The sequence below is a fragment of the Sphingomonas trueperi genome (assembly GCF_011927635.1).
In the GTDB taxonomy this organism is placed as follows: domain Bacteria; phylum Pseudomonadota; class Alphaproteobacteria; order Sphingomonadales; family Sphingomonadaceae; genus Sphingomonas; species Sphingomonas trueperi.
This window is the reverse complement of record NZ_JAATJB010000001.1, coordinates 571305-589369: the sequence shown is the minus strand read 5'-3', so window position 1 is coordinate 589369 and position 18065 is coordinate 571305. Positions and strand designations below refer to the sequence as shown.

Here is an 18065-nt window from a genome sequence, read left to right as displayed (position 1 = left end):
CAAAATCAGTTGGGTGGCAGGTCGAACTCGTCGCTCCGCCGCGCCTCGGACGCCTGGATCAGGTCGTCGCTGCGCGAAGGGCGGGTCTGCGCCGTGGGTTTGAGAAGATCGGGAGGCGTGGGCGTCGCCGCGGCGCCATACGGCGCCACCGGCAGCGATGCCCCCGGCGGCGGGGCCAGGGCCTCGCGCACGCCGCAACCGCTCAGCACCAAGCCCAGGGCCGGTACGGTGAGCAGCAGTCGCTTCCTCATGCTTCCTCCTCACGGCCCTTGCGCGCCGCCGCTATCGCCGCGCGAACGCGCGACGGTGCCGTGCCGCCGAAGCTGGTCCGGCTGTTCACCGATGCGTCGACGCTGAGAACGCCGTACACGCGTTCATCGATCCGTGCATCGATTTCCTGGAGCGCCGCGATCGGCAGCTGGTCGAGCCGGATACCGTCCGCCTCGGCCTTCGCCACCGCACGGCCAGTGATGTGGTGCGCCTCGCGGAACGGGATGCCGCCCTCACGCACCAGCCAGTCGGCCAGATCCGTCGCGGTCGAGAAGCCGGCCTCGGCCGCCGCGCGCATCCGCTCCAGCCGGAAGGTCGCGCTCTCGACCATGCCGGTCATTGCCGCGATGCTGAGGCCGAGCAGGTCGTGCGCCTCGAACACCGGCGGCTTGTCGTCCTGCATGTCCTTCGAATAGGCGAGCGGCAGCCCCTTCATCGTCATCATCAGACTGACCAGCGCGCCGCTGATCCGGCCCGAATGCCCGCGGACCAGCTCGGCCGCGTCGGGGTTGCGCTTCTGCGGCATGATCGAGCTGCCGGTCGACCATTGGTCGGACAGGGCGACGAAGCCGAAGGGCTGGCTCGCCCAGATCACGAACTCCTCGGCCAGCCGGCTGAGGTGGAGGCTGCACTGCGCGGCGGCCGTCAGGTAATCGAGCGCGAAGTCGCGGTCCGACACCGAATCGAGCGAATTGCGGGTCGGCCCGTCGAAGCCCAGCGCATGTGCCGTCGCTTCGCGATCGAGGTTGAAGCCGGTGCCGGCCAGCGCCGCCGAGCCGAGCGGACACAGGTTCATGCGGGCGCGGGCATCCTTGAGCCGGGAGCGATCGCGCGCGAACATCTCGAAATAGGCCATCAGATGGTGGCCCAAGGTTACCGGCTGCGCGACCTGGAGATGGGTGAAGCCCGGCATCACGCTGTCGGCATGCTGCTCGGCACGCGCCAGCAGCGCGTCCTGCAGCGCGCCCAGCGCCGCATCGGCCTGGTCGATCGCGTCGCGCACCCAGAGGCGGAAGTCGGTCGCGACCTGGTCGTTGCGCGAGCGCGCGGTGTGGAGACGGCCCGCGACGGGGCCGATCGTCGCAGCCAGCCGGCTTTCGGAGAGCATGTGGATGTCTTCCAGCGCCAGATCCTCGGGCACGCCGTTCGCGGCGAACTCCTCGGCGACCTGGTCGAGTCCCGCGCTGATCGTGGCGGCATCGTCGGCGCCCACGATCCCTTGCCGGCCCAGCATCGCGACATGCGCCTTGGAGCCGCGCAGATCCTGCTGCCACATCCGCTTGTCGAAGGGGATGGAGGCGTTTATCTCGCGCATCACCGCGGACGGGCCTTCGGCGAAGCGCCCTCCCCACATGGAATTGGAGCTGTCCTTGCGCTCGGTGATCGGTCTTCTCCTTCTGGGCGCCCTCGCAGTTGCGGGGTGCGATAAGCAATCGCAGCCTTCTCAGCAAGCGAACGAAACTTCGGCCCCGCCAAACGCGACTGCGCCCGCGCCGGGCGGCACCGTCGACCGCAGCCACAAGGGCGAGGCAGCACCGACGATTCCGTTCACCGATGCCGCGGGCAAGAAGACCACGCTGGCCGCGTTCAAGGGCAAGCCGGTGCTGCTCAACCTGTGGGCGACCTGGTGCGCGCCGTGCATCAAGGAGATGCCGACGCTCGATACGCTCGCAGGCAAGGCGGGCGACAAGCTGGTGGTGCTCCCGCTCAGCCAGGACCTGAAGGGAATGGAGGTCGTCGGCCCCTTCTTCCAGAAGAACGGCTACAAGAATCTGAAGCCCTATCTGGACACCGACACGGCGTTCAGCGTGCAGCTCGGCGTCAACCTGCCGACGACGATCCTGTATGATTCGGCGGGCAAGGAAGTGTGGCGCGTCTCGGGCGAGTTCGACTGGGCGGGTGACGCTGCCGCCAAGCTGATCGCCGAAGCGAAGTAAGCAAATCCTCCCCCAGCTCGCTGGGGGAGGGGGACCGCGCTGCGCAGCGGCGGGGTGGAGGGGCCGCCGCAGGCGGTTGACCGTCCCTCCGCTACGCTACGGCCCCTCCACCATTCGCTTCCGCGAATGGTCCCCCTCCCCGGCGCTTCGCCCCGGGGAGGATCACAAATTAGCCAACACCTCGCGCAGCCACGCCTCCGTCTCGTCGGCACGCGTCAGCGGCAGCATGTGCCCGCCCTCGATAAGCGTGACCTGGCCCTTCGCAATCTCTGTCGCCGTCCGCTCGCCGTGCAGCGCAGGATCGAGCAGCGCATCCTGCCGTCCATAGAGGATCGACACCGGCACCCGGATCTCGCCGTAGCGCGCAATCAGCGGCGGCATCGCATGCTGCGCCATGCGGATCTCGAAGCTGCCCATCTGATAGGCGGACGCGCGCGCCGACAGCGCCCCGCCACCCGCCGTGGCGAAGTCCGCCGGCACCGGATCGGGCGCGAAAACCGCCTCCGCCCCCTGCTTGCCGAATGCCACGGCCATCGGCACCGCAACCGTCCAGGCGAGCACCTCGCGGAGGCCCGGCGGCGCCATCAGCCCGCGAAACACCGGCGGCGGCTGGTCGACCATCTGGGTGAGCGGTGCGATCAGCGCCAGCGCACCGGGCACCTCGGGCCGCTCGGTGGCGAGCGCCAGCGCCACCGCGCCGCCCATTGAATGGCCGACGACCAGCGGCTTTTCGAGCCCCAGCTTCTCGATGAGCGCCGCGATGATCCGCCCCTGGCGCGCGAGATCGGGGCGCGGGCCGGTGAGCCGCGAATGGCCCCAGCCGGGGCGGTCGACCAGGATCACCCGGTGGTCCTTCGCCAGCCGGCCGGCGAGCGAATGGCTGAAGTTGCGCAGCTGCGCCATCACGCCGTGGATCATCACGATCGCCGGCCCCGCCGCGTCCTTTGGCCCCAGCTCGACGATGTGCAACCGCGCGCCGTCGACGTCGACAAAGCGACCGTCCGCCGGCACCATCGCCTCGGCCTTGCGGCTCGCCCAGGCGGACCAGCCGACCAGCCCGAGCACGCCCATGCCTGCCAATCCGAACGCTATCCGCATCTGCTCGTCTCCTCACCCGCGCCGACGCCTCGGACTCCGCGGCGTGCCCTTAGCGGATATAGCCGTGGCTGCGCAGAAAGTCGCGAAGGTCGGCCGGAAATGGCTTCTTGTTCCAGGTCGAGCGCGGGTCGTATTGCGCGAGCATCTGCTTCCACGCTGCGTCGAACTGCCCGATCCGAGCGGCATCGGCGACATAGCCCGCGCAAGCACCATTGCGCTCGTTCCCGGCCCATGCCGGCGCGGCGCAATAGGCGCGCGCCTCGGCCATCTTCATGGCGAACAGCGGCCGTAGCCCCGGCGCCTTCGACACATCCACCGTGCGGGTACCGACGATGTTCAACACCAGCGGCGGCGGCATGCTGCCGGCATAGCTGGAGAAGCGATAGAGAAACGCATCGTCGGTCAGCACGAAGTCGGCAATGCCGTCGCCTGACAGATCGATCGGGAATTCGTCCAGCGCGGCATCGAACATATGGCTCGTCTTGCCGTCGACACCGCGATGGCTGAGCCGCACGACGCGATAGGCCGCTGCGTCGGGCGCCGCGACGTCGATCACGCTGCAGCAATGCGCGCCCCCGGTGAAGCTCTCGAGCAGCACCGCCGGCGCGCGGACTTTCGAATCGATCCGGCCGATACCGAATCGCCAGCCGATCCCGGGTTCGCCGCGGAGCGTGACCGGTGCCATGCCGGTCCGCCGGACGGTGACGACCGGAACCCGCTGATCCGGCGACGCAGCTTCGCTCGCCGAGACGGTCAGCTGGAGATCGTCATTGCCATAGGTGACGCTACCCTGCTTGGGCTGCCACGCGAGCAGGCTGCGCCACGGCAGATTGCGCGGTTCGGGAGTGGTGGGTTGGGCAGAGGCGGAAGCAACGCAGCCAAGTACCGCCGCGATCGCGGCGAGGGTGAGTACGCGCATCGACAAGGCTCCGATTCGAGGAACCGCACGAAACTATCGCACCCGCCCTCCTCCGTCCATCGCTGTTAAACAACGCTTCGTCGCAGATTTATTCTGCGACCGGCGCCTCGCCTTCCTCGCGCTCCTGCGCCTGCCGCGCCCACATTTCGGCATAGATCCCGCCTTCGCGCAGCAGTTCGGCATGGGTGCCCTGCTCGACCACGCGGCCGGCCTCCAGCACGATGATCCGGTCGGCATGTACCACCGTCGACAGGCGGTGGGCGATGACGATCGTGGTGCGGCCCTGCTCGATCGATTCGAGCGTCGCCTGGATGTCCGCCTCGGTGCGGCTGTCGAGCGCGCTGGTGGCTTCGTCGAGGATCAGGATCGGCGGGTTCTTCACCAGCGTGCGGGCGATCGCCACGCGCTGCTTCTCGCCGCCGGAAAGCTTGAGCCCGCGTTCGCCCACCCGCGTGTCGAGCCCATCGGGCAGCGCCTGGATGAAGCCCGCGATCGAGGCGCCGCGCACCGCCTCGGCGATCTGCTCGGGGGTCGCGCCCTCGCGGCCATAGGCGATGTTGTAGCCGATCGTCTCGTTGAACAGCACCGTGTCCTGCGGCACGATTCCGATCGCGGCACGCAGGCTGGTCTGGGTGACCTCGCGGATGTCCTGCCCGTCGATGGTGATGCGGCCGCCGGTGACGTCGTAGAAGCGGTACATCAGCCGCGCGAGCGTCGACTTGCCCGCGCCCGAGGGGCCGACCACCGCGACGGTGGCGCCTGCCGGAATGTCGAGGTCGATCCCCTTCAGGATCTGACGATCGGCGTCATAGCCGAACTGCACGCCCTCGAACCGCACATGGCCCTGCTGCACGGCCAGCGGCTGGGCATCGGCGGCGTCCTTCACCTCGGCGCCGGTATCGAGCAGGTCGAACATCGCGCCCATGTCGATCACGCCCTGGCGGATCGTGCGATAGACCCAGCCGAGCATGTCGAGCGGACGGAACAGCTGGCTGAGCAGCGTCGACACCAGCACCACGTCGCCCGGCGTGAAGCGGCCGGTGGACCAGCCGAACACCACCAGCGCCATGCCGGCCGCGAGCATCAGGTTGGTGATCACCGCCTGGCCGATATTGAGCCAGGCGAGCGAATTCTCGCTGGTGACGGCGGCGTTCATGTACGCGGTCATCGCCTTATCGTATCGCGCGCTCTCGCGGGCTTCGGCGTTGAAGTACTTCACCGTCTCGAAGTTGAGCAGCGAATCGACCGCATGCGCGACCGCGCCCGTGTCGAGGTCGTTCATCTGCTCGCGCAGCTTGGAGCGCCAGTCGGTCACCCAGCGGGTGAAGGCGATATAGACCACCACCATCGCCAGCGTGCCCGCGACCAGCCACCAGCCGAAGCGCGTGCCGAAAATGCCCAGCACCATGCCGAGCTCGAGGATCGTCGGCGCGATGTTGAACAGCAGGAAGTAGAGCATCGTGTCGATGCTCTTGGTGCCGCGCTCGACCACCTTGGTCACCGCGCCGGTGCGGCGGTTGAGGTGAAAGCGCAGGCTCAGCTGGTGGAGGTGGCGGAACACGTCGGAGGCAAGCCGGCGGGTCGCATCCTGCCCCACCCGCTCGAACACCGCGTTGCGGAGGTTGTCGAACAGCACCGTGCCCAGCCGCGCGGCAGCATAGCCGGTGACGAGCGCGACGATCAGCCACACCGCGTCGCGCGGGCCCGAGGCCATCCGGTCGATCGCGCCCTGCAGCGCGAAGGGGGCGCCGTAAACCTGCACCAGCTTCGAGCAGAGCACGAGCAGCAGCGCGAGCACGATCCGCACCCGCAGCCCCGGCGCATGGCGCGGCCATAGGTACGGCAGGAAGCGCTTCATCGTGCCGAACATGGGCCGGTCGAGCTTGGAGGACGAGGTTTCGGGAGGCATCCGCCCTAATCTGGGACGCAAGGCCACGCGACGCAACCACGGGAACAGCCCGGAGGTCCGTCCGTTGATTGCGGCAGGAGGTCATCTGCCATGGACCAACTGCTCTACGTGCTGGCGATCATGGGCTGCACCGACGATGCGCAGGCCTGCCGCCAGGTCCGACTGGAACCCGCGCGCTATACGTCGCAGGTCGCCTGCCAGGAAGCCATGGAGGCAGCGCTTCGTCGCGCCACCGATGTCGACTATCCCGTCGTGCAGGCTGCCTGCCAGCGGCAGAGCGAGCAGATGGTCGCGCGGGAGCAGCGGCGGCCGGTGACGGGGGGCTGACGCCCCAACCCGGAACCGTCATCCCGGCGAAAGCCGGGATCCATTCGCCACTACGCCGCAGCAAGAATGGTTGCGGAGACCCCAATGGATTCCGGCTTTCGCCGGAATGACAGCCCACCGGGACTATTCGTGCGAGCGCCCGAAGTCCGGCCGCGCGTCGTCCTGCCCCTGGTCGATGATCGAGCGACGGATCGCGCGGGTGCGGCTGAACAGCTCGAACAGCTCGTCACCCTTGCCCCAGCGGATCGCGCGCTGCAGCGCGGTCAGGTCCTCGGTGAACCGCTGGAGCATGTCCAGCACCGCCTCGCGATTGCTGAGGAACACGTCACGCCACATCGTCGGATCGGACGCGGCGATGCGGGTGAAGTCGCGGAAACCGCCTGCCGAATATTTGATCACCTCGGACTGGGTGACTTCCTCGAGGTCCGAGGCGGTGCCGACGATCGTATAGGCGATCAGGTGCGGCAGATGGCTGGTCACCGCGAGCACCCGGTCATGGTGCCCGGGCTCCATCGTCTCGACCATCGCGCCCAGCCGCCGCCAGAACTCGCTCACCCGCTCCACCGCGAGCGGATCGCTGCCCTCGGGGGGCGTGACGATGCACCAGCGATGGTGGAACAGCGAGGCGAAGCCGGCGGTCGGGCCGCTATTCTCGGTGCCGGCTACCGGATGCGCCGGGATGAAGGTCGCGTTCGGCAATGCTTCCCGCACCGCCTCGATCACGCTCAGCTTGGACGAGCCGACATCGCTGACGATCGCCTCGGCGGGCAGGTCGGCGGCGAATTCCGCCGCGACCGCGCCCATCGCACCCACCGGCACGCAGAGGATCACCAGGTCCGCATCGATCACCGAGGTGCCGGCGCTGTCCGCCACGTCGTCGCACAGCTCGATCGCCACTGCAGTCTCGCGCACGGACGGATCGGCGTCATAGCCGGTCACGCGCACGCTCGGCATGTGCTGGCGGATGCCGCGGGCGATCGACGAGCCGATCAGCCCGAGGCCGAGGATGGTGACGCGCGCGAAGGGCAGCATCAGGCGCCGAGCAAGCGGCGCAGCGAGGCGGCCACGCCCTTGATCTCTTCCTCGGTGCCGATGGTGATGCGCAGCCCGTGCGGCAGGCCCTGGCCGGGCAGCCAGCGGACGATATAGCCGTCTTCCATCAGGTGCTTGTACGCCGCCTCGGCGTTCACCGCGCCTTCGAACAGGACGAGCTGGAAGTTGGCCTTGGAGGGCACCGCGCGGACGCCCTTGTTGCCCATGCTCGCGATCTCGTCGGCGAACCATGCGCGCCACTTGGCATTGTGCGCACGGCTGTGCTCGACGAAATCCTTGTCGCCCAGCGCGGCGATCGCCGCCCGGCCGGCACCGATGCTGAACGCGAAGGGCGCGCGGATGCGGTGCATCGCGGCGATGATGTCGGGGTGCGCATAGCCCCAGCCGACCCGCTCGGAAGCCAGGCCGAAGATCTTGGAGAAGGTGCGCGTCACCAGCACGTTGGGCTGGGTGCGGGCGAGCTCGAGGCCGCCGTCATCGTCCTCGGGGTCGAGATATTCGGTGTACGCCTGGTCAAGCACCAACAGCACGGTCTTGGGGAGCGCGGCGTGCAGGCGGGCGATCTCCTCGCGCGCCGTGTAGGTGCCGGTCGGATTGTTCGGGTTGGCGAGGAAGACGATCCGGGTCTTGTCGGTCACGCAGGCGAGGATCGCGTCGACATCGGTCGCATAGTCGCGATCGGGCGCCACCACCGGCGTCGCGCCGACCCGCCTAGCGGCGATGTCGTACACCGCGAAGCCGTAGCGGACATAGATGATCTCGTCGCCCACCCCGGCAAAGGCCCCGGCGGCGAGGTGCAGCACTTCGTCCGAACCCGTGCCGTAGACGATCCGCTCGGGCTCCACCCCGTAATGCGAACCCAGCGCCTCGCGCAGCGCGACGGCGCCGGCATCGGGATAGCGCTCCAGCTCGGTCGCGGCGGCGGCATAGGCATCGCGCGCGGCCTGAGGCGTGCCGAACGGATTCTCGTTCGACGAAAGCTTGGCGGCGGGCTTGCCCGAATCGGTGGTGGCGCGGCCCGGGACATAGGGGGCGATGGCCATCACCCAGGGCTTGGGGACGGGTGCGTTCATGGGGCCGGGGATTGGAGGAACGGGGGCGGATTGGCAAGCGGTACGGCAATTCCTCCCCGTGCCGGGGAGGAATGGGAAGCTTGAACACCGGCCCTCCCCGGCTTAACCGCCTGCGGCATGTCCGATGATCCGCGTTTCGGCCTTCGCCGCTCGGTAACGCTGCCGGGGCCGCTGCGCCTCGACGGCGGCGTGCTGTTCTCGCCCGTCGACATCGCCTACGAAACCTATGGCACCCTCGCCCCGGACGCGAGCAACGCCATCCTCGTCTGCCATGCGCTGACCGGCGACCAGCACCTTGCCTCCGAACATCCCGTCACCGGCAAGCCCGGCTGGTGGGCACGCATGGTCGGCCCCGGCAAGCCGGTCGATACCAGTCGCTGGTTCGTGATCTGCTCGAACGTGCTCGGCAGCTGCCTTGGCTCCTCGGGTCCCGCGACGATCAACCCGGCGACCGGCCAGCCCTGGGGGATGCAGTTCCCAGTGATCACCATCCGCGACATGGTGCGCGCGCAGGCCATGCTGCTCGACCATCTCGGCATCGACCGCCTGTTCGCGGTGGTCGGCGGATCGATGGGCGGCATGCAGGCGCTGAGCTGGGCGGCGACCTTCCCCGAGCGGGTGCGCGCGGCGGTGGTGATCGCCTCTGCGGCTAGGCACTCCGCGCAGAACATCGCCTTCCACGAGGTCGGCCGCCAGGCGATCATGGCCGACCCCAAGTGGCGCGGCGGCGCCTATTACGCGGCACAGGATCCGCCCGCCGCCGGGCTCGCCGTGGCGCGGATGGCGGCGCACATCACCTATTTGTCCGAGGCGGGCCTCACCGCCAAGTTCGGCCGCAAGCTGCAGGGACGCCCTGATAATCCAAACGGGGCCAAGACCTTCGGCTTCGACGCCGATTTCCAGGTGGAGAGCTATCTGCGCCACCAGGGCTTGGCGTTCGTCGACCGGTTCGACGCCAATTCCTATCTCTACATCACGCGTGCGCTGGATTATTTCGATCTGGCCGAAGAACATGGCGGGCTGCTCGCCAACGCCTTCCGGGGATCCCAGGCGCGATTCTGCGTGGTGAGCTTCGATACCGACTGGCTCTACCCCACCGCGGAATCGCGCAGCATCGCCCATGCGCTCAACGCCGCCGGCGCGCCGGCCAGCTTCGTCGAACTGAGCTCGCCCTTCGGCCACGACGCCTTCCTGCTGGAGAGCCCGGAGCTGGACCGCGTGATCGGCGGCTTCCTCACGGCGGGAGGCGCGTGATGGCGTATCGCATCGCGATCGGGTCCGAAGCCCAGCAGCTGGATGTGGTGCATGGCTATCTGACCACCAGCTACTGGTCGCCGGGCATTCCGCGGGCGATCGTCGCCCGCGCGATCGCCAACTCGATCTGCGTCGGCGCCTTTGCCGTCACCGGCGAACAGATCGGCTTCGCCCGGGTGGTCAGCGACCGCGCGACCTTCGCCTATCTGGCCGATGTGTTCGTGCTGGAGCCGCATCGCGGCGCCGGGCTGGCGCGACGGATGATCGAGGCGCTCCATGCCCATCCCGAGTTGCAGGGCCTGCGCCGCTGGGCGCTGTTCACCCGCGACATGCAGCCGGTCTATGCCAGGCTCGGCTGGACACCCTACCCGCACCCGCCCGAGCGGCTGATGGTACGCGAAGACCCGGAGATCTATTCGCGATGACTCTGCGCCCCGACCTCGCGATCATCGCCAGCCACGTGAACCGCGGCGCGCGCATCCTCGATGTCGGTTGCGGCGACGGCGCGCTGATGGCGGCGCTCCGCGACGATCGCGGCTGCGACGCGCGGGGGCTGGAGCTGGAGCCGACCAACGTCGCCGCGGCGGTGGGGCGCGGCCTGTCGGTGATCCAGGGGGACGCCGACAGCGATCTTGCCGATTATCCCGACGACAGCTTCGACTATGCCATTCTCAGCCAGACGCTGCAAACCACGCGGCGGCCCGATTGGGTGCTCGAGCAGTTGCTGCGGATCGGCCGCCACGCCTTCGTCTCCTTCCCCAATTTCGCGCATTGGCGAGTACGCGCCTCGCTGCTGTTCGGGGGCCGCATGCCGGTCACGCGGCTGCTGCCGATCGCCTGGTATGCGACGCCCAACATCCACCATGTCACCGTCGACGATTTCCGCGCGCTGGTGAAGGAACGCGGTATCGCCATCGAAGGCGCCTGGTTCCTCTCGGGCGACCAGCAGACCGGATCGGGCATGGCCAACCTATTGGCGGAACACGCCGTCTTCCTGTTGAGACACGACCGATGACCGACGTCACCCTGCGCGCCACCCACGCGGCCTATCGCGACGATATCGGCGATCTCGTCACCCGCCGACCGGTGCCGGGACCGGGGCTGGAGCAGATCGGCGCCTTCCTGTTCCTCAACCATCACGGGCCGCAGACCTACCCGCAGAATAATCGCGGCCTGCCCTTCGGCCCGCATCCGCATCGCGGCTTCGAGACGGTGACCTTCATCCTGGAGGGCTCGCTGGCGCACACCGATTCGGCCGGGCACGAAAGCATCATCCGCGCCGGAGGCGTCCAGTGGATGACCGCCGGGCGCGGGATCGTGCATGCCGAGGTCTCGCCGGCCGAGTTCAAGCGCGACGGCGGGCCGATGGAGATTCTCCAGCTCTGGGTGAACCTGCCCAGCCGGCTCAAGATGACCGCGCCGCGCTATGTCGGGCTGCAGGCGGAGGCGTTTCCGGGCGTGGCCGCAGGCGACGGCGCGACGGTGCACCTCGTCTCGGGCGCGTTCGAAGGGCGCACCGGTCCCATCGAGTCGCTGACCGGCGTGTTCCTGTGCTGGGCGGAGCTGGCGGCAGGAGCGACGCTGACTTTCGATGGCCTCGCGGGCCGGGACCTGTTCCTCTACGCGGTGCGCGGTAGCGTCCGCGTGGGCGAGCGCGCGCTGCCGAACTGGCACCTCGCCAGCCTCTCGGCGGGCGACACGCTGACGCTCACCGCCGACGCGCCTGCGCTGGTCCTGTTCGGCCACGCTGCGCCGATCCCCGAGCCGGTGGTCGCGCATGGCCCGTTCGTGATGAACAGCGTGCAGGAAATCCACCAGGCCTATGCCGATTACCAGCGTGGGCTTTTCGGCGTGGCGGAGATCGTGGCGGGCTGAGGCACCGCTTTCCCAATGCTTGTCATTCCGGCGAAAGCCGGAATCCATTGGGGTCACCGCTGAAGCAAGCGCCGTGACGGAAAGGTGTCTGGATCCCGGCTTCCGCCGGGATGACGGCAAAGGAAGGGGCCGCCCTCCGCCCGCGGCGGAGCGCAGCCCCCTCGCCTCAATGCGCCGCTTGCTCGCCGCGGACGATGCCGCTCTTGGCCAACTGGTCGTCGATCTGCGCCATCAGGCGATCGAGACCCGCCTGGTCCTTCGCCTCGGCGCGCGCCACCAGCACGTCCTGGGTGTTCGACGCACGCAGCAGCCACCAGCCGTCATCGGTGTTGACCCGCGCACCGTCGGTGCGGTCGACCTGGGCGCCGTCCGCCTCGAGCCGATCGAGCACTTCCTCGACGACCGGGAACTTGCGGCTCTCGTCGACCTGGAAGCGCATCTCCGGCGTGTTGACCATCGCCGGCATCTCGTCCTTGATCTGGGTGAGCGACTTGCCGATCACGTGCACCGCCTGGATCAGGCGGATCGCCGCGTACTGGGCGTCGTCGAAGCCGTAATAATCCTGCGCGAAGAAGATGTGGCCGCTCATCTCGCCCGCGAGCGGGGCGCCGGTTTCCTTCATCTTGGTCTTGATCAGGCTGTGGCCGGTCTTCCACATCACCGGCTTGCCGCCGAGCTCCGCGATCCGGTCATAGAGCGCCTGGCTGGCCTTCACGTCCGCGATGATCGTCGCGCCCGGATCGATGCGCAGCACCGGCTCGGCGAGGATGGCGAGCAGCTGGTCGCCCCACACCACCCGGCCCTGGCCGTCGATCGCGCCCAGACGGTCGCCGTCGCCGTCGAAAGCCAGACCGAAATCGAGGTTCTTCTCGGCGACGAGCTTCTTCAGATCCGCGAGATTCTTCTCTTCGGTAGGATCGGGATGATGGTTGGGGAAATTACCGTCCACATCGGTGAACAGCGTATGGTGCTCACCCGGCAGCAGCTTGACGAGCTTCTCGATCACCGGGCCGGCGGCGCCGTTGCCCGCGTCCCAGCCGATCTTGAACGAACCGCCGGCATAGCCCGCGACGAGACGGCTGACATACAGGTCCTCGATGTCAGCATCGGTCACCGTCTCGGTGCCGTCGCCCTCGTCCCAATCGCCTTCCGCCGCCATCTTGCCCAGCGTCTGGATGTCCTGGCCGAAGAACGAGCGGTGCTGGAACACCATCTTGAAGCCGTTATAGTTGCCGGGATTGTGGCTGCCGGTAATCTGGATGCCGCCATCCACCTCCAGCGTTGCCTCGGCATAATATAGCATCGGCGTCGGGCCCATGCCGGTGCGTACCACGTCGCAGCCCGAGGCGGTCAGGCCCTCGATCAGCGCCGCCTCGAGCATCGGCGAGGAGATGCGGCCGTCGCGGCCCACCGCCACCCGGCGGCCGCCGGCGCGGCGCAGCAGCGTCGCGAAGCCGCGGCCGATCGCCCGCGCGTCGTCCGGACCCAGCGTCTTTCCCACGATTCCGCGGATGTCGTATTCGCGCAACGACGTCGGATCGAAACGGTGCGTCATGTAAGCCCTCCCGAAGGTAAAGATGCGCGCCTCTTCCGCGAGTCGAAACGAAGTTTCAAGCCGCCCGAGACACGAATAGGTTAATATTTTGCACTGCAACATCGTCGCAGGCAAATGTTACGTGACGAGGACGGACCTCAGCCCCGCAGCAACGTGTCGCGGGCCAGATTGATCCGGCGTGTCAGCTCGGCCGAGCCGCCCTTGTCGGGGTGCAGCGCCGAGACGAGCCGGCGGTGCGCCGCCCGGATTTCGGCGGGCCCTGCCGCCGCATCGACGCCGAGAATCGCCCGCGCCTCGCTCTCGCCGAGGCGGGGCGGCGGTGCCGCAGGCGCCTTCTTCTTCGGCTGCAGCCAGCGCCACAGGATGTAGAGCAACGCCGCAGCGATCAGCAACTTCGCCATCAGGCGAACAGCGGCGCGTTGACGTCGGGAAGCGCCAGGCCCGCCATCATCTCGCGCAGCTCCTGCCGCGCCGCGACATGGCTGAGCCCCATCTCGCCGAACTCGCGCGAGTCGAGCATGGTCAGCCCCTGGGGGAACAACTCGCGATAGATCACGCGCTCGGACAGGCCCGAGATCACCCGAAAGCCGACGCGCTTGGAAAGCTGGTCGATCGCTTCGGACACGCGCTTCATGTTGCGGGCTTCGATGTGCTGCATGCGGTTGCGCAGTACCACCCAGTCGATCGTCTCGCCGTCCGCCTTGGCGCGGCGCTTGCGCGATTCCCAGATCATCTCCGAATAGAAGCTCGGCCGCGTCACCCGGAAGCTGTCCGGATCGACCTGGCCGATCAGGTCGAAATCGACGAAGCTGTCGTTCATCGGGGTGACCAGCGTGTCGGCATTGGTGACCGAAATGCGGGCGAACTTGTCGTCGCGGCCCGGGGTGTCGATCACCAGGAAGTCGGCGCCCTCGCCGAGCCGGTCCAGCGTATCGGTGAAGAAGTCCATGCTCTCGCCGTCATGCGTCTCGTAGACCGGCATCGGCAGCTCGCGGCCCATCCGGCGCATCGTCGCGCGGCGATTGTCGAGATAGCGGCCCATGGTCCGCTGGCGGTGATCCAAATCGAAACAGGCGACGCGCGCGCCCTTCGCCGCCAGCGCGATCGCCGCGTGCACCGCGGTGGTCGACTTGCCCGTGCCGCCCTTTTCATTGGCAAAAACCAGCACATGCAGTCGTTTAGCGGGCTGATTCAATGCAGCTATTCCTTCACTTGATCGGGCGGCCTCCCCCCCATAGAAGGCCCCGCTTCCGTTCATATCGAAAGTGCCCAAGCGTGCAAACCGTTCGCCAGATCGACGATCTTCGCCAGGCGCTGGACGCCTTCCGCAGCGAAGGCGCCCGGCTGGCCTTCGTGCCCACCATGGGCGCGCTGCATGACGGGCATATGGCGCTCGTCGAAGCGGCAAAACGCGCCGGCAATCGCGTGATCGTGTCGATCTTCGTCAATCCGATCCAGTTCGGGCCGAACGAGGACTTGGCGAAATATCCGCGCCGCGAACAGGCCGATTCGCGGCTGCTCGCCAACGCCGGCGTCGACCTGCTGTGGATGCCGACACCCGAGATCATGTACCCGGAGGGCTTCGCCACCAGCGTGCGCGTCTCGGGCGTGAGCGAGCCGCTCGACGGCGCGCACCGCCCCGGCCATTTCGACGGTGTCGCCACCGTCGTCAGCAAGCTGTTCCACCAGGTCCAGCCGCATGTCGCGCTGTTCGGCGAAAAGGACTGGCAGCAGCTCCAGGTGATCCGCCGCATGGTCGCCGACCTCGACATGCCCATCGAGATCCAGGGCGTGCCGACCCAGCGCGAGGATGACGGCCTCGCCCTCTCCTCGCGCAACGCCTATCTGATGCCCGAGGATCGCGCCCGTGCGGTGGCGCTGCCGCGCGCGCTCGGCGCCGCTGCCAAGACGATCGGCGAGGGCGGCGACCGCGCGGCGGCGCTCGCCCAGGCGCAGGACTCGCTGACCGCCGCCGGGTTCGAGGTCGATTATGTCGCGCTGGTCGATGCCGAGTCGCTCGCCGCGCCGATCGACGGCCGGCCAATGCGGCTGCTCGCCGCGGCGCGGATCGGCGGGACCCGGCTGATCGACAATATCCCCGTACTATGAACTATTACGGTTAAGCGGCTTAACCTTTTATTGTCCTTACCCCCCCAGATTCGGAGTCAACAAGGGCACCGAATCTGGGGCGGTACGACAATGGCGAGTAGTGAGAAGAGTGCGCGATTTCTGATCGAGAGCCGGCTGCGCGATGCCGCGCGCGGTAGTGCCGATGCCTGTTTCGATCTTGGCGTGGTCTATTCGAGCGGCGCCGAGGGCGTGACGATCGACTTGGTCGAGGCGCACAAATGGTTCAACATCGCCGCGATGACCGGCAGCGTCGAGGCCCAGGCCTGCCGCGCCGACATCGCCGAGGACATGACCGCCCGCGAGATCATCGACGCGCAAAAGGCTGCGCGTGCCTGGCTGCGGGGCCTGGAAAGCCGCGCCGCCTGAGCCAGTTCACGGCGCCTTCTGGCCCCAATTGACCGACACACGGGTGCGGCCGCGATGGCCCTCCACCACCACGCGCAGGCTGCGTTCGCCTTCCTCGCCGGCTTCGTAGCTGAAGCCTGTCTCGCGGCGATATTTCAGGCCCGAGGCATTGGCCTGGGCGCGCGACCAGCCGAGCACTTCCTTCTCCGGCGCATCGGTCTCGTAGACCAGATTGCCGCTGACATGCCGCCCGGGCAGCCCATCGGGCGCGGCGGTGCAGCTGAGAATCGTCGCATTGGCATAGACCGGCACGAAATCGGGCTTGTTGCTGCAATCGATCGCCGCCGTGACGTTCGCCGGCACGCCCGCTGCTGCTGCCGATGCGACATTCTGCGCCACCGGGTCGTCGGTGGTCTGCTCGCCGCCTCTGCCGCAACCCGCGAGCAGCACGAAGCCCCCGAGCAGCATGGCGCGCGCGATGGTGTGACGACGTTGCATCCTGACCCCTTTTTCGCCCGGTCGACCGTAGCGCCGGCGCTAGCTGCTAGGAACGGTCCGGCCAACGCTTTGCTCCCCCTTGGTACGACGGATCGGCGCTGCTAGCCATGGGGCCGGGCCGCCAGGGCCCATGGGGGATTGCCACGCGAATGGTTCGATTGTCGTCCGCCGGGCTGGCGCTGGCCGGTGCCGTGCTGGCCTTGCTCTTCTGCGGCGGCCTGCTGGCCTATGGTGCCGGCCGCGGCATCGATCTGACCGACGAGATTTTCTACCTCGTCTGGGCGCGCGACCCCGAGGCCTATGCGCTGCTCTACCAGCCCTTTGGCTATCTGCTCCACCCGCTCTACGCGCTGCTCGGCGGCGACATCGCGCACTACCGGCTGGCAGGATTCGCGATCACCGCGGCGGCGGGGGTGCTGCTCGGACGCCAGCTCGCGCCGGAACCGGCACGGCGCCTTGCCTTCGCCGTGTTCGGCGCGGCGGCGGCGCTGGTCATCTATTTCCCCTGGATCGTCACCCCGAGCTACAATTCCGCCGCCAATGTCGGCGCGATGCTGGTGCTGGCCGGGGTGGCGACGCTGCTGCGAACGGAAGGCGCTCCCGCGCGCCTAACCGCTGCCCTGGCGATTGCCTGCGGCCTGTGCGCCGCCGCCTTCGCCAAGCCCCCGCTGTTCGCATTGGGCAGCGTGCTGGTCGTCGCCCTGGCCACATGGTCGTTCCGGGGGAATCGAGGGCGGAGCATCGCGCTGCTCGGCGCGATGGCGCTGACCATGCTGCTGATCGCGCTGTTCCTGCCGCTGTCCCGCGTGCCCGGCCTGCTCGCGCGGATCGCGGCGAGCCAGCACATCCTCGCGCTGCCCAACACCCCGCTCCGCCTGCCGATCAAGGTGCTGGGCGACGGGGCCGCGGTGCCGCCGCTCCTCACGGCGGCGGCGCTTGCTGCAATCGGCGCACTGGCGTTGCGACGCACCCGCTGGGGCGGCTGGCTCGGCCATGGCGCCATCGCGTTTGGCCTGCTCTACCTGGCGTCGACGGTGCCGGACACGCTCGACGGCGGCATCCCCGAATTCCCGGGGCTCGCGCTGCTGCTGATCGCGATGGGCTATGCCGCGCTCGTCGCCCGCCGCGACGGGCTGCTGCTGGCGCTGCTCCTGGTCGCGCCCTTCGCCGTCGCGCTGGGCACCTTCAACAACCAATGGGCGCAGCTCGATTTCAGCATGGTCTTCCCGCTGCTCGCGCTGTTCCGCCTCGCGGCCGACGACCCCCTCCCCTGGCGTCGGACCGCCGCGACCCTGGTGGCGATCGCCGCGCCGCCGCTGCTGCTGCTCGCAGCCGCAATGGCGCCCTACAGCCTGCCCGACTCGATCTTCGCGCAGGCCATTGCGGTGCGCCACCCGCTCACCGGCAGCGCCTTGCTGGTCGACGAGGAGACCGCCGACTTCCTCAACGGCGCCCGGGGCAAGGCCACCGGCGCGCTGCTGGTCGACCTGTCCGGCACCGGCCCCGGCGTTGCCGCTGCGCTCGGAGCGAAGGCGCCGGTGCTGCTCTGGCTCAACCCGGCGACGGCGACCTGGCCCGACGTGGTATGGTCGCGCCTCACCGAGCAGGCGCGGAGACGCGCCTGGTTCGTCGCCCCGGTACTGCCGCTGTTCGCCCCCTCCGCCCCGGCGCGCTGGTTTACGGCGCATCGCGCCAGCTATTGCCGCACACCGCTGCCGCGCATGACCTTCTGGTGGGAAGCGCGGTCGCTTGAGCTCTGGCGGCCCTGCCCGGCCTCCCGCGCCCATCCCCAAGGCTGAGCGCGCGGCCGTGCGGTCACGGC

20 protein-coding genes are annotated in these 18065 nt (G+C 68.5%); 9 read left to right on the top strand and 11 right to left on the bottom strand.

Annotated elements, in window-relative coordinates; all coding sequences use genetic code 11:
• Positions 1 to 5 precede the first annotated feature (5 nt).
• Both GGR89_RS02735 and argH read right to left on the bottom strand, forming a co-directional pair.
• Positions 6 to 251, bottom strand: coding sequence for a hypothetical protein (locus tag GGR89_RS02735; protein ID WP_125978181.1), 246 nt, complete (start codon positions 249 to 251; stop codon positions 6 to 8).
• Positions 248 to 1624 (bottom strand): argininosuccinate lyase, encoded by a 1377-nt coding sequence (argH, locus tag GGR89_RS02730; protein WP_125978183.1) that lies wholly within the window; start codon positions 1622 to 1624, stop codon positions 248 to 250. Before argH ends, GGR89_RS02735 begins: the two co-directional genes overlap by 4 nt.
• Between argH and GGR89_RS02725 the strand changes: the two genes are divergently transcribed.
• Positions 1623 to 2207: a TlpA family protein disulfide reductase gene (locus GGR89_RS02725; RefSeq protein WP_125978185.1), complete on the top strand. Its 585-nt coding sequence runs from the start codon at positions 1623 to 1625 to the stop codon at positions 2205 to 2207. The genes argH and GGR89_RS02725 overlap by 2 nt on opposite strands.
• A gap of 162 nt (positions 2208 to 2369) precedes the next feature.
• Here the strand turns inward: GGR89_RS02725 and GGR89_RS02720 are convergent, their stop codons facing one another.
• The 3 genes from GGR89_RS02720 to GGR89_RS02710 form a co-directional block, all read right to left on the bottom strand.
• Positions 2370 to 3305 carry an alpha/beta fold hydrolase gene (locus tag GGR89_RS02720; protein ID WP_125973271.1) on the bottom strand — a complete coding sequence of 312 codons (936 nt, stop codon included), beginning with the start codon at positions 3303 to 3305 and terminating at the stop codon, positions 2370 to 2372.
• Positions 3306 to 3354: 49 nt separating this feature from the next.
• A complete protein-coding gene (locus GGR89_RS02715; protein ID WP_125973269.1) occupies positions 3355 to 4224 on the bottom strand; it encodes a hypothetical protein in 870 nt (289 codons plus the stop codon).
• 88 nt (positions 4225 to 4312) lie between these two features.
• The gene (locus tag GGR89_RS02710) at positions 4313 to 6133 is read right to left on the bottom strand and encodes an ABCB family ABC transporter ATP-binding protein/permease (protein ID WP_206431074.1); all 1821 of its coding nucleotides are present in this window, start codon (positions 6131 to 6133) and stop codon (positions 4313 to 4315) included.
• Between the two features lie 90 nt (positions 6134 to 6223).
• Here GGR89_RS02710 and GGR89_RS02705 point away from each other — a divergent pair, with 90 nt between their 5' ends.
• Positions 6224 to 6460 carry a hypothetical protein gene (locus GGR89_RS02705; protein ID WP_125973267.1) on the top strand — a complete coding sequence of 79 codons (237 nt, stop codon included), beginning with the start codon at positions 6224 to 6226 and terminating at the stop codon, positions 6458 to 6460.
• A 123-nt stretch (positions 6461 to 6583) separates the two neighbouring features.
• On the opposite strand, the gene GGR89_RS02700 is transcribed toward GGR89_RS02705, so the two are convergent.
• Both GGR89_RS02700 and hisC read right to left on the bottom strand, forming a co-directional pair.
• Positions 6584 to 7492 carry a prephenate/arogenate dehydrogenase family protein gene (locus GGR89_RS02700; protein ID WP_125973265.1) on the bottom strand — a complete coding sequence of 303 codons (909 nt, stop codon included), beginning with the start codon at positions 7490 to 7492 and terminating at the stop codon, positions 6584 to 6586.
• Positions 7492 to 8586, bottom strand: a complete 1095-nt coding sequence (gene hisC, locus GGR89_RS02695) for a histidinol-phosphate transaminase (protein WP_125973263.1) — start codon at positions 8584 to 8586, stop codon at positions 7492 to 7494. The genes GGR89_RS02700 and hisC overlap by 1 nt, the downstream gene beginning before the upstream one ends.
• Positions 8587 to 8703: 117 nt before the next feature.
• Between hisC and metX the strand changes: the two genes are divergently transcribed.
• The 4 genes from metX to GGR89_RS02675 are packed head-to-tail and all read left to right on the top strand — an operon-like array spanning position 8704 to position 11715.
• Complete coding sequence (gene metX / locus GGR89_RS02690; RefSeq protein WP_125973261.1) at positions 8704 to 9840, top strand: homoserine O-acetyltransferase MetX; 1137 nt, start codon at positions 8704 to 8706, stop codon at positions 9838 to 9840.
• Positions 9840 to 10265, top strand: coding sequence for a GNAT family N-acetyltransferase (locus GGR89_RS02685; RefSeq protein ID WP_125973259.1), 426 nt, complete (start codon positions 9840 to 9842; stop codon positions 10263 to 10265). Before metX ends, GGR89_RS02685 begins: the two co-directional genes overlap by 1 nt.
• Positions 10262 to 10855: a methionine biosynthesis protein MetW gene (gene metW / locus GGR89_RS02680; protein ID WP_125973257.1), complete on the top strand. Its 594-nt coding sequence runs from the start codon at positions 10262 to 10264 to the stop codon at positions 10853 to 10855. Before GGR89_RS02685 ends, metW begins: the two co-directional genes overlap by 4 nt.
• A complete protein-coding gene (locus GGR89_RS02675; RefSeq protein WP_125973256.1) occupies positions 10852 to 11715 on the top strand; it encodes a pirin family protein in 864 nt (287 codons plus the stop codon). Before metW ends, GGR89_RS02675 begins: the two co-directional genes overlap by 4 nt.
• 166 nt (positions 11716 to 11881) lie before the next feature.
• On the opposite strand, the gene pgmG is transcribed toward GGR89_RS02675, so the two are convergent.
• The 3 genes from pgmG to GGR89_RS02660 form a co-directional block, all read right to left on the bottom strand.
• On the bottom strand, positions 11882 to 13270 hold the full coding sequence (gene pgmG, locus GGR89_RS02670) for a phosphoglucomutase/phosphomannomutase PgmG (RefSeq protein WP_125973254.1): 1389 nt from the start codon (positions 13268 to 13270) through the stop codon (positions 11882 to 11884).
• Positions 13271 to 13407: 137 nt separating this feature from the next.
• Positions 13408 to 13671 carry a J domain-containing protein gene (locus GGR89_RS02665; RefSeq protein ID WP_125973252.1) on the bottom strand — a complete coding sequence of 88 codons (264 nt, stop codon included), beginning with the start codon at positions 13669 to 13671 and terminating at the stop codon, positions 13408 to 13410.
• Positions 13671 to 14465: a division plane positioning ATPase MipZ gene (locus GGR89_RS02660; RefSeq protein ID WP_121072932.1), complete on the bottom strand. Its 795-nt coding sequence runs from the start codon at positions 14463 to 14465 to the stop codon at positions 13671 to 13673. The genes GGR89_RS02665 and GGR89_RS02660 overlap by 1 nt, the downstream gene beginning before the upstream one ends.
• Before the next feature lie 80 nt (positions 14466 to 14545).
• Here GGR89_RS02660 and panC point away from each other — a divergent pair, with 80 nt between their 5' ends.
• Positions 14546 to 15379: a pantoate--beta-alanine ligase gene (gene panC / locus GGR89_RS02655; protein WP_125973250.1), complete on the top strand. Its 834-nt coding sequence runs from the start codon at positions 14546 to 14548 to the stop codon at positions 15377 to 15379.
• A gap of 90 nt (positions 15380 to 15469) precedes the next feature.
• Positions 15470 to 15766: an SEL1-like repeat protein gene (locus GGR89_RS02650; RefSeq protein WP_125973248.1), complete on the top strand. Its 297-nt coding sequence runs from the start codon at positions 15470 to 15472 to the stop codon at positions 15764 to 15766.
• 6 nt (positions 15767 to 15772) lie between these two features.
• On the opposite strand, the gene GGR89_RS02645 is transcribed toward GGR89_RS02650, so the two are convergent.
• Positions 15773 to 16243: a hypothetical protein gene (locus GGR89_RS02645; RefSeq protein ID WP_241213174.1), complete on the bottom strand. Its 471-nt coding sequence runs from the start codon at positions 16241 to 16243 to the stop codon at positions 15773 to 15775.
• A 149-nt stretch (positions 16244 to 16392) separates the two neighbouring features.
• On the opposite strand from GGR89_RS02645, the gene GGR89_RS02640 reads away from it, so the two are divergent.
• Positions 16393 to 18042: a hypothetical protein gene (locus GGR89_RS02640; RefSeq protein WP_125973246.1), complete on the top strand. Its 1650-nt coding sequence runs from the start codon at positions 16393 to 16395 to the stop codon at positions 18040 to 18042.
• Positions 18043 to 18065 lie beyond the last annotated feature (23 nt).

What these genes read in the sequence shown, in the direction of transcription:
- GGR89_RS02725 (WP_125978185.1), top strand. Translation starts at nt 1,623, where the DNA reads ATGGAATTGGAGCTGTCCTTGCGCTCGGTGATCGGTCTTCTCCTTCTG.
- GGR89_RS02675 (WP_125973256.1), top strand. Translation starts at nt 10,852, where the DNA reads ATGACCGACGTCACCCTGCGCGCCACCCACGCGGCCTATCGCGACGAT.
- GGR89_RS02645 (WP_241213174.1), bottom strand. Translation starts at nt 16,243, where the DNA reads ATGCAACGTCGTCACACCATCGCGCGCGCCATGCTGCTCGGGGGCTTC.
- GGR89_RS02700 (WP_125973265.1), bottom strand. Translation starts at nt 7,492, where the DNA reads ATGCTGCCCTTCGCGCGCGTCACCATCCTCGGCCTCGGGCTGATCGGC.
- hisC (WP_125973263.1), bottom strand. Translation starts at nt 8,586, where the DNA reads ATGAACGCACCCGTCCCCAAGCCCTGGGTGATGGCCATCGCCCCCTAT.
- GGR89_RS02710 (WP_206431074.1), bottom strand. Translation starts at nt 6,133, where the DNA reads ATGCCTCCCGAAACCTCGTCCTCCAAGCTCGACCGGCCCATGTTCGGC.
- metW (WP_125973257.1), top strand. Translation starts at nt 10,262, where the DNA reads ATGACTCTGCGCCCCGACCTCGCGATCATCGCCAGCCACGTGAACCGC.
- argH (WP_125978183.1), bottom strand. Translation starts at nt 1,624, where the DNA reads ATGTGGGGAGGGCGCTTCGCCGAAGGCCCGTCCGCGGTGATGCGCGAG.
- GGR89_RS02665 (WP_125973252.1), bottom strand. Translation starts at nt 13,671, where the DNA reads ATGGCGAAGTTGCTGATCGCTGCGGCGTTGCTCTACATCCTGTGGCGC.
- pgmG (WP_125973254.1), bottom strand. Translation starts at nt 13,270, where the DNA reads ATGACGCACCGTTTCGATCCGACGTCGTTGCGCGAATACGACATCCGC.
- GGR89_RS02715 (WP_125973269.1), bottom strand. Translation starts at nt 4,224, where the DNA reads ATGCGCGTACTCACCCTCGCCGCGATCGCGGCGGTACTTGGCTGCGTT.
- GGR89_RS02685 (WP_125973259.1), top strand. Translation starts at nt 9,840, where the DNA reads ATGGCGTATCGCATCGCGATCGGGTCCGAAGCCCAGCAGCTGGATGTG.
- GGR89_RS02720 (WP_125973271.1), bottom strand. Translation starts at nt 3,305, where the DNA reads ATGCGGATAGCGTTCGGATTGGCAGGCATGGGCGTGCTCGGGCTGGTC.
- GGR89_RS02735 (WP_125978181.1), bottom strand. Translation starts at nt 251, where the DNA reads ATGAGGAAGCGACTGCTGCTCACCGTACCGGCCCTGGGCTTGGTGCTG.
- GGR89_RS02650 (WP_125973248.1), top strand. Translation starts at nt 15,470, where the DNA reads ATGGCGAGTAGTGAGAAGAGTGCGCGATTTCTGATCGAGAGCCGGCTG.
- GGR89_RS02640 (WP_125973246.1), top strand. Translation starts at nt 16,393, where the DNA reads ATGGTTCGATTGTCGTCCGCCGGGCTGGCGCTGGCCGGTGCCGTGCTG.
- metX (WP_125973261.1), top strand. Translation starts at nt 8,704, where the DNA reads ATGTCCGATGATCCGCGTTTCGGCCTTCGCCGCTCGGTAACGCTGCCG.
- GGR89_RS02705 (WP_125973267.1), top strand. Translation starts at nt 6,224, where the DNA reads ATGGACCAACTGCTCTACGTGCTGGCGATCATGGGCTGCACCGACGAT.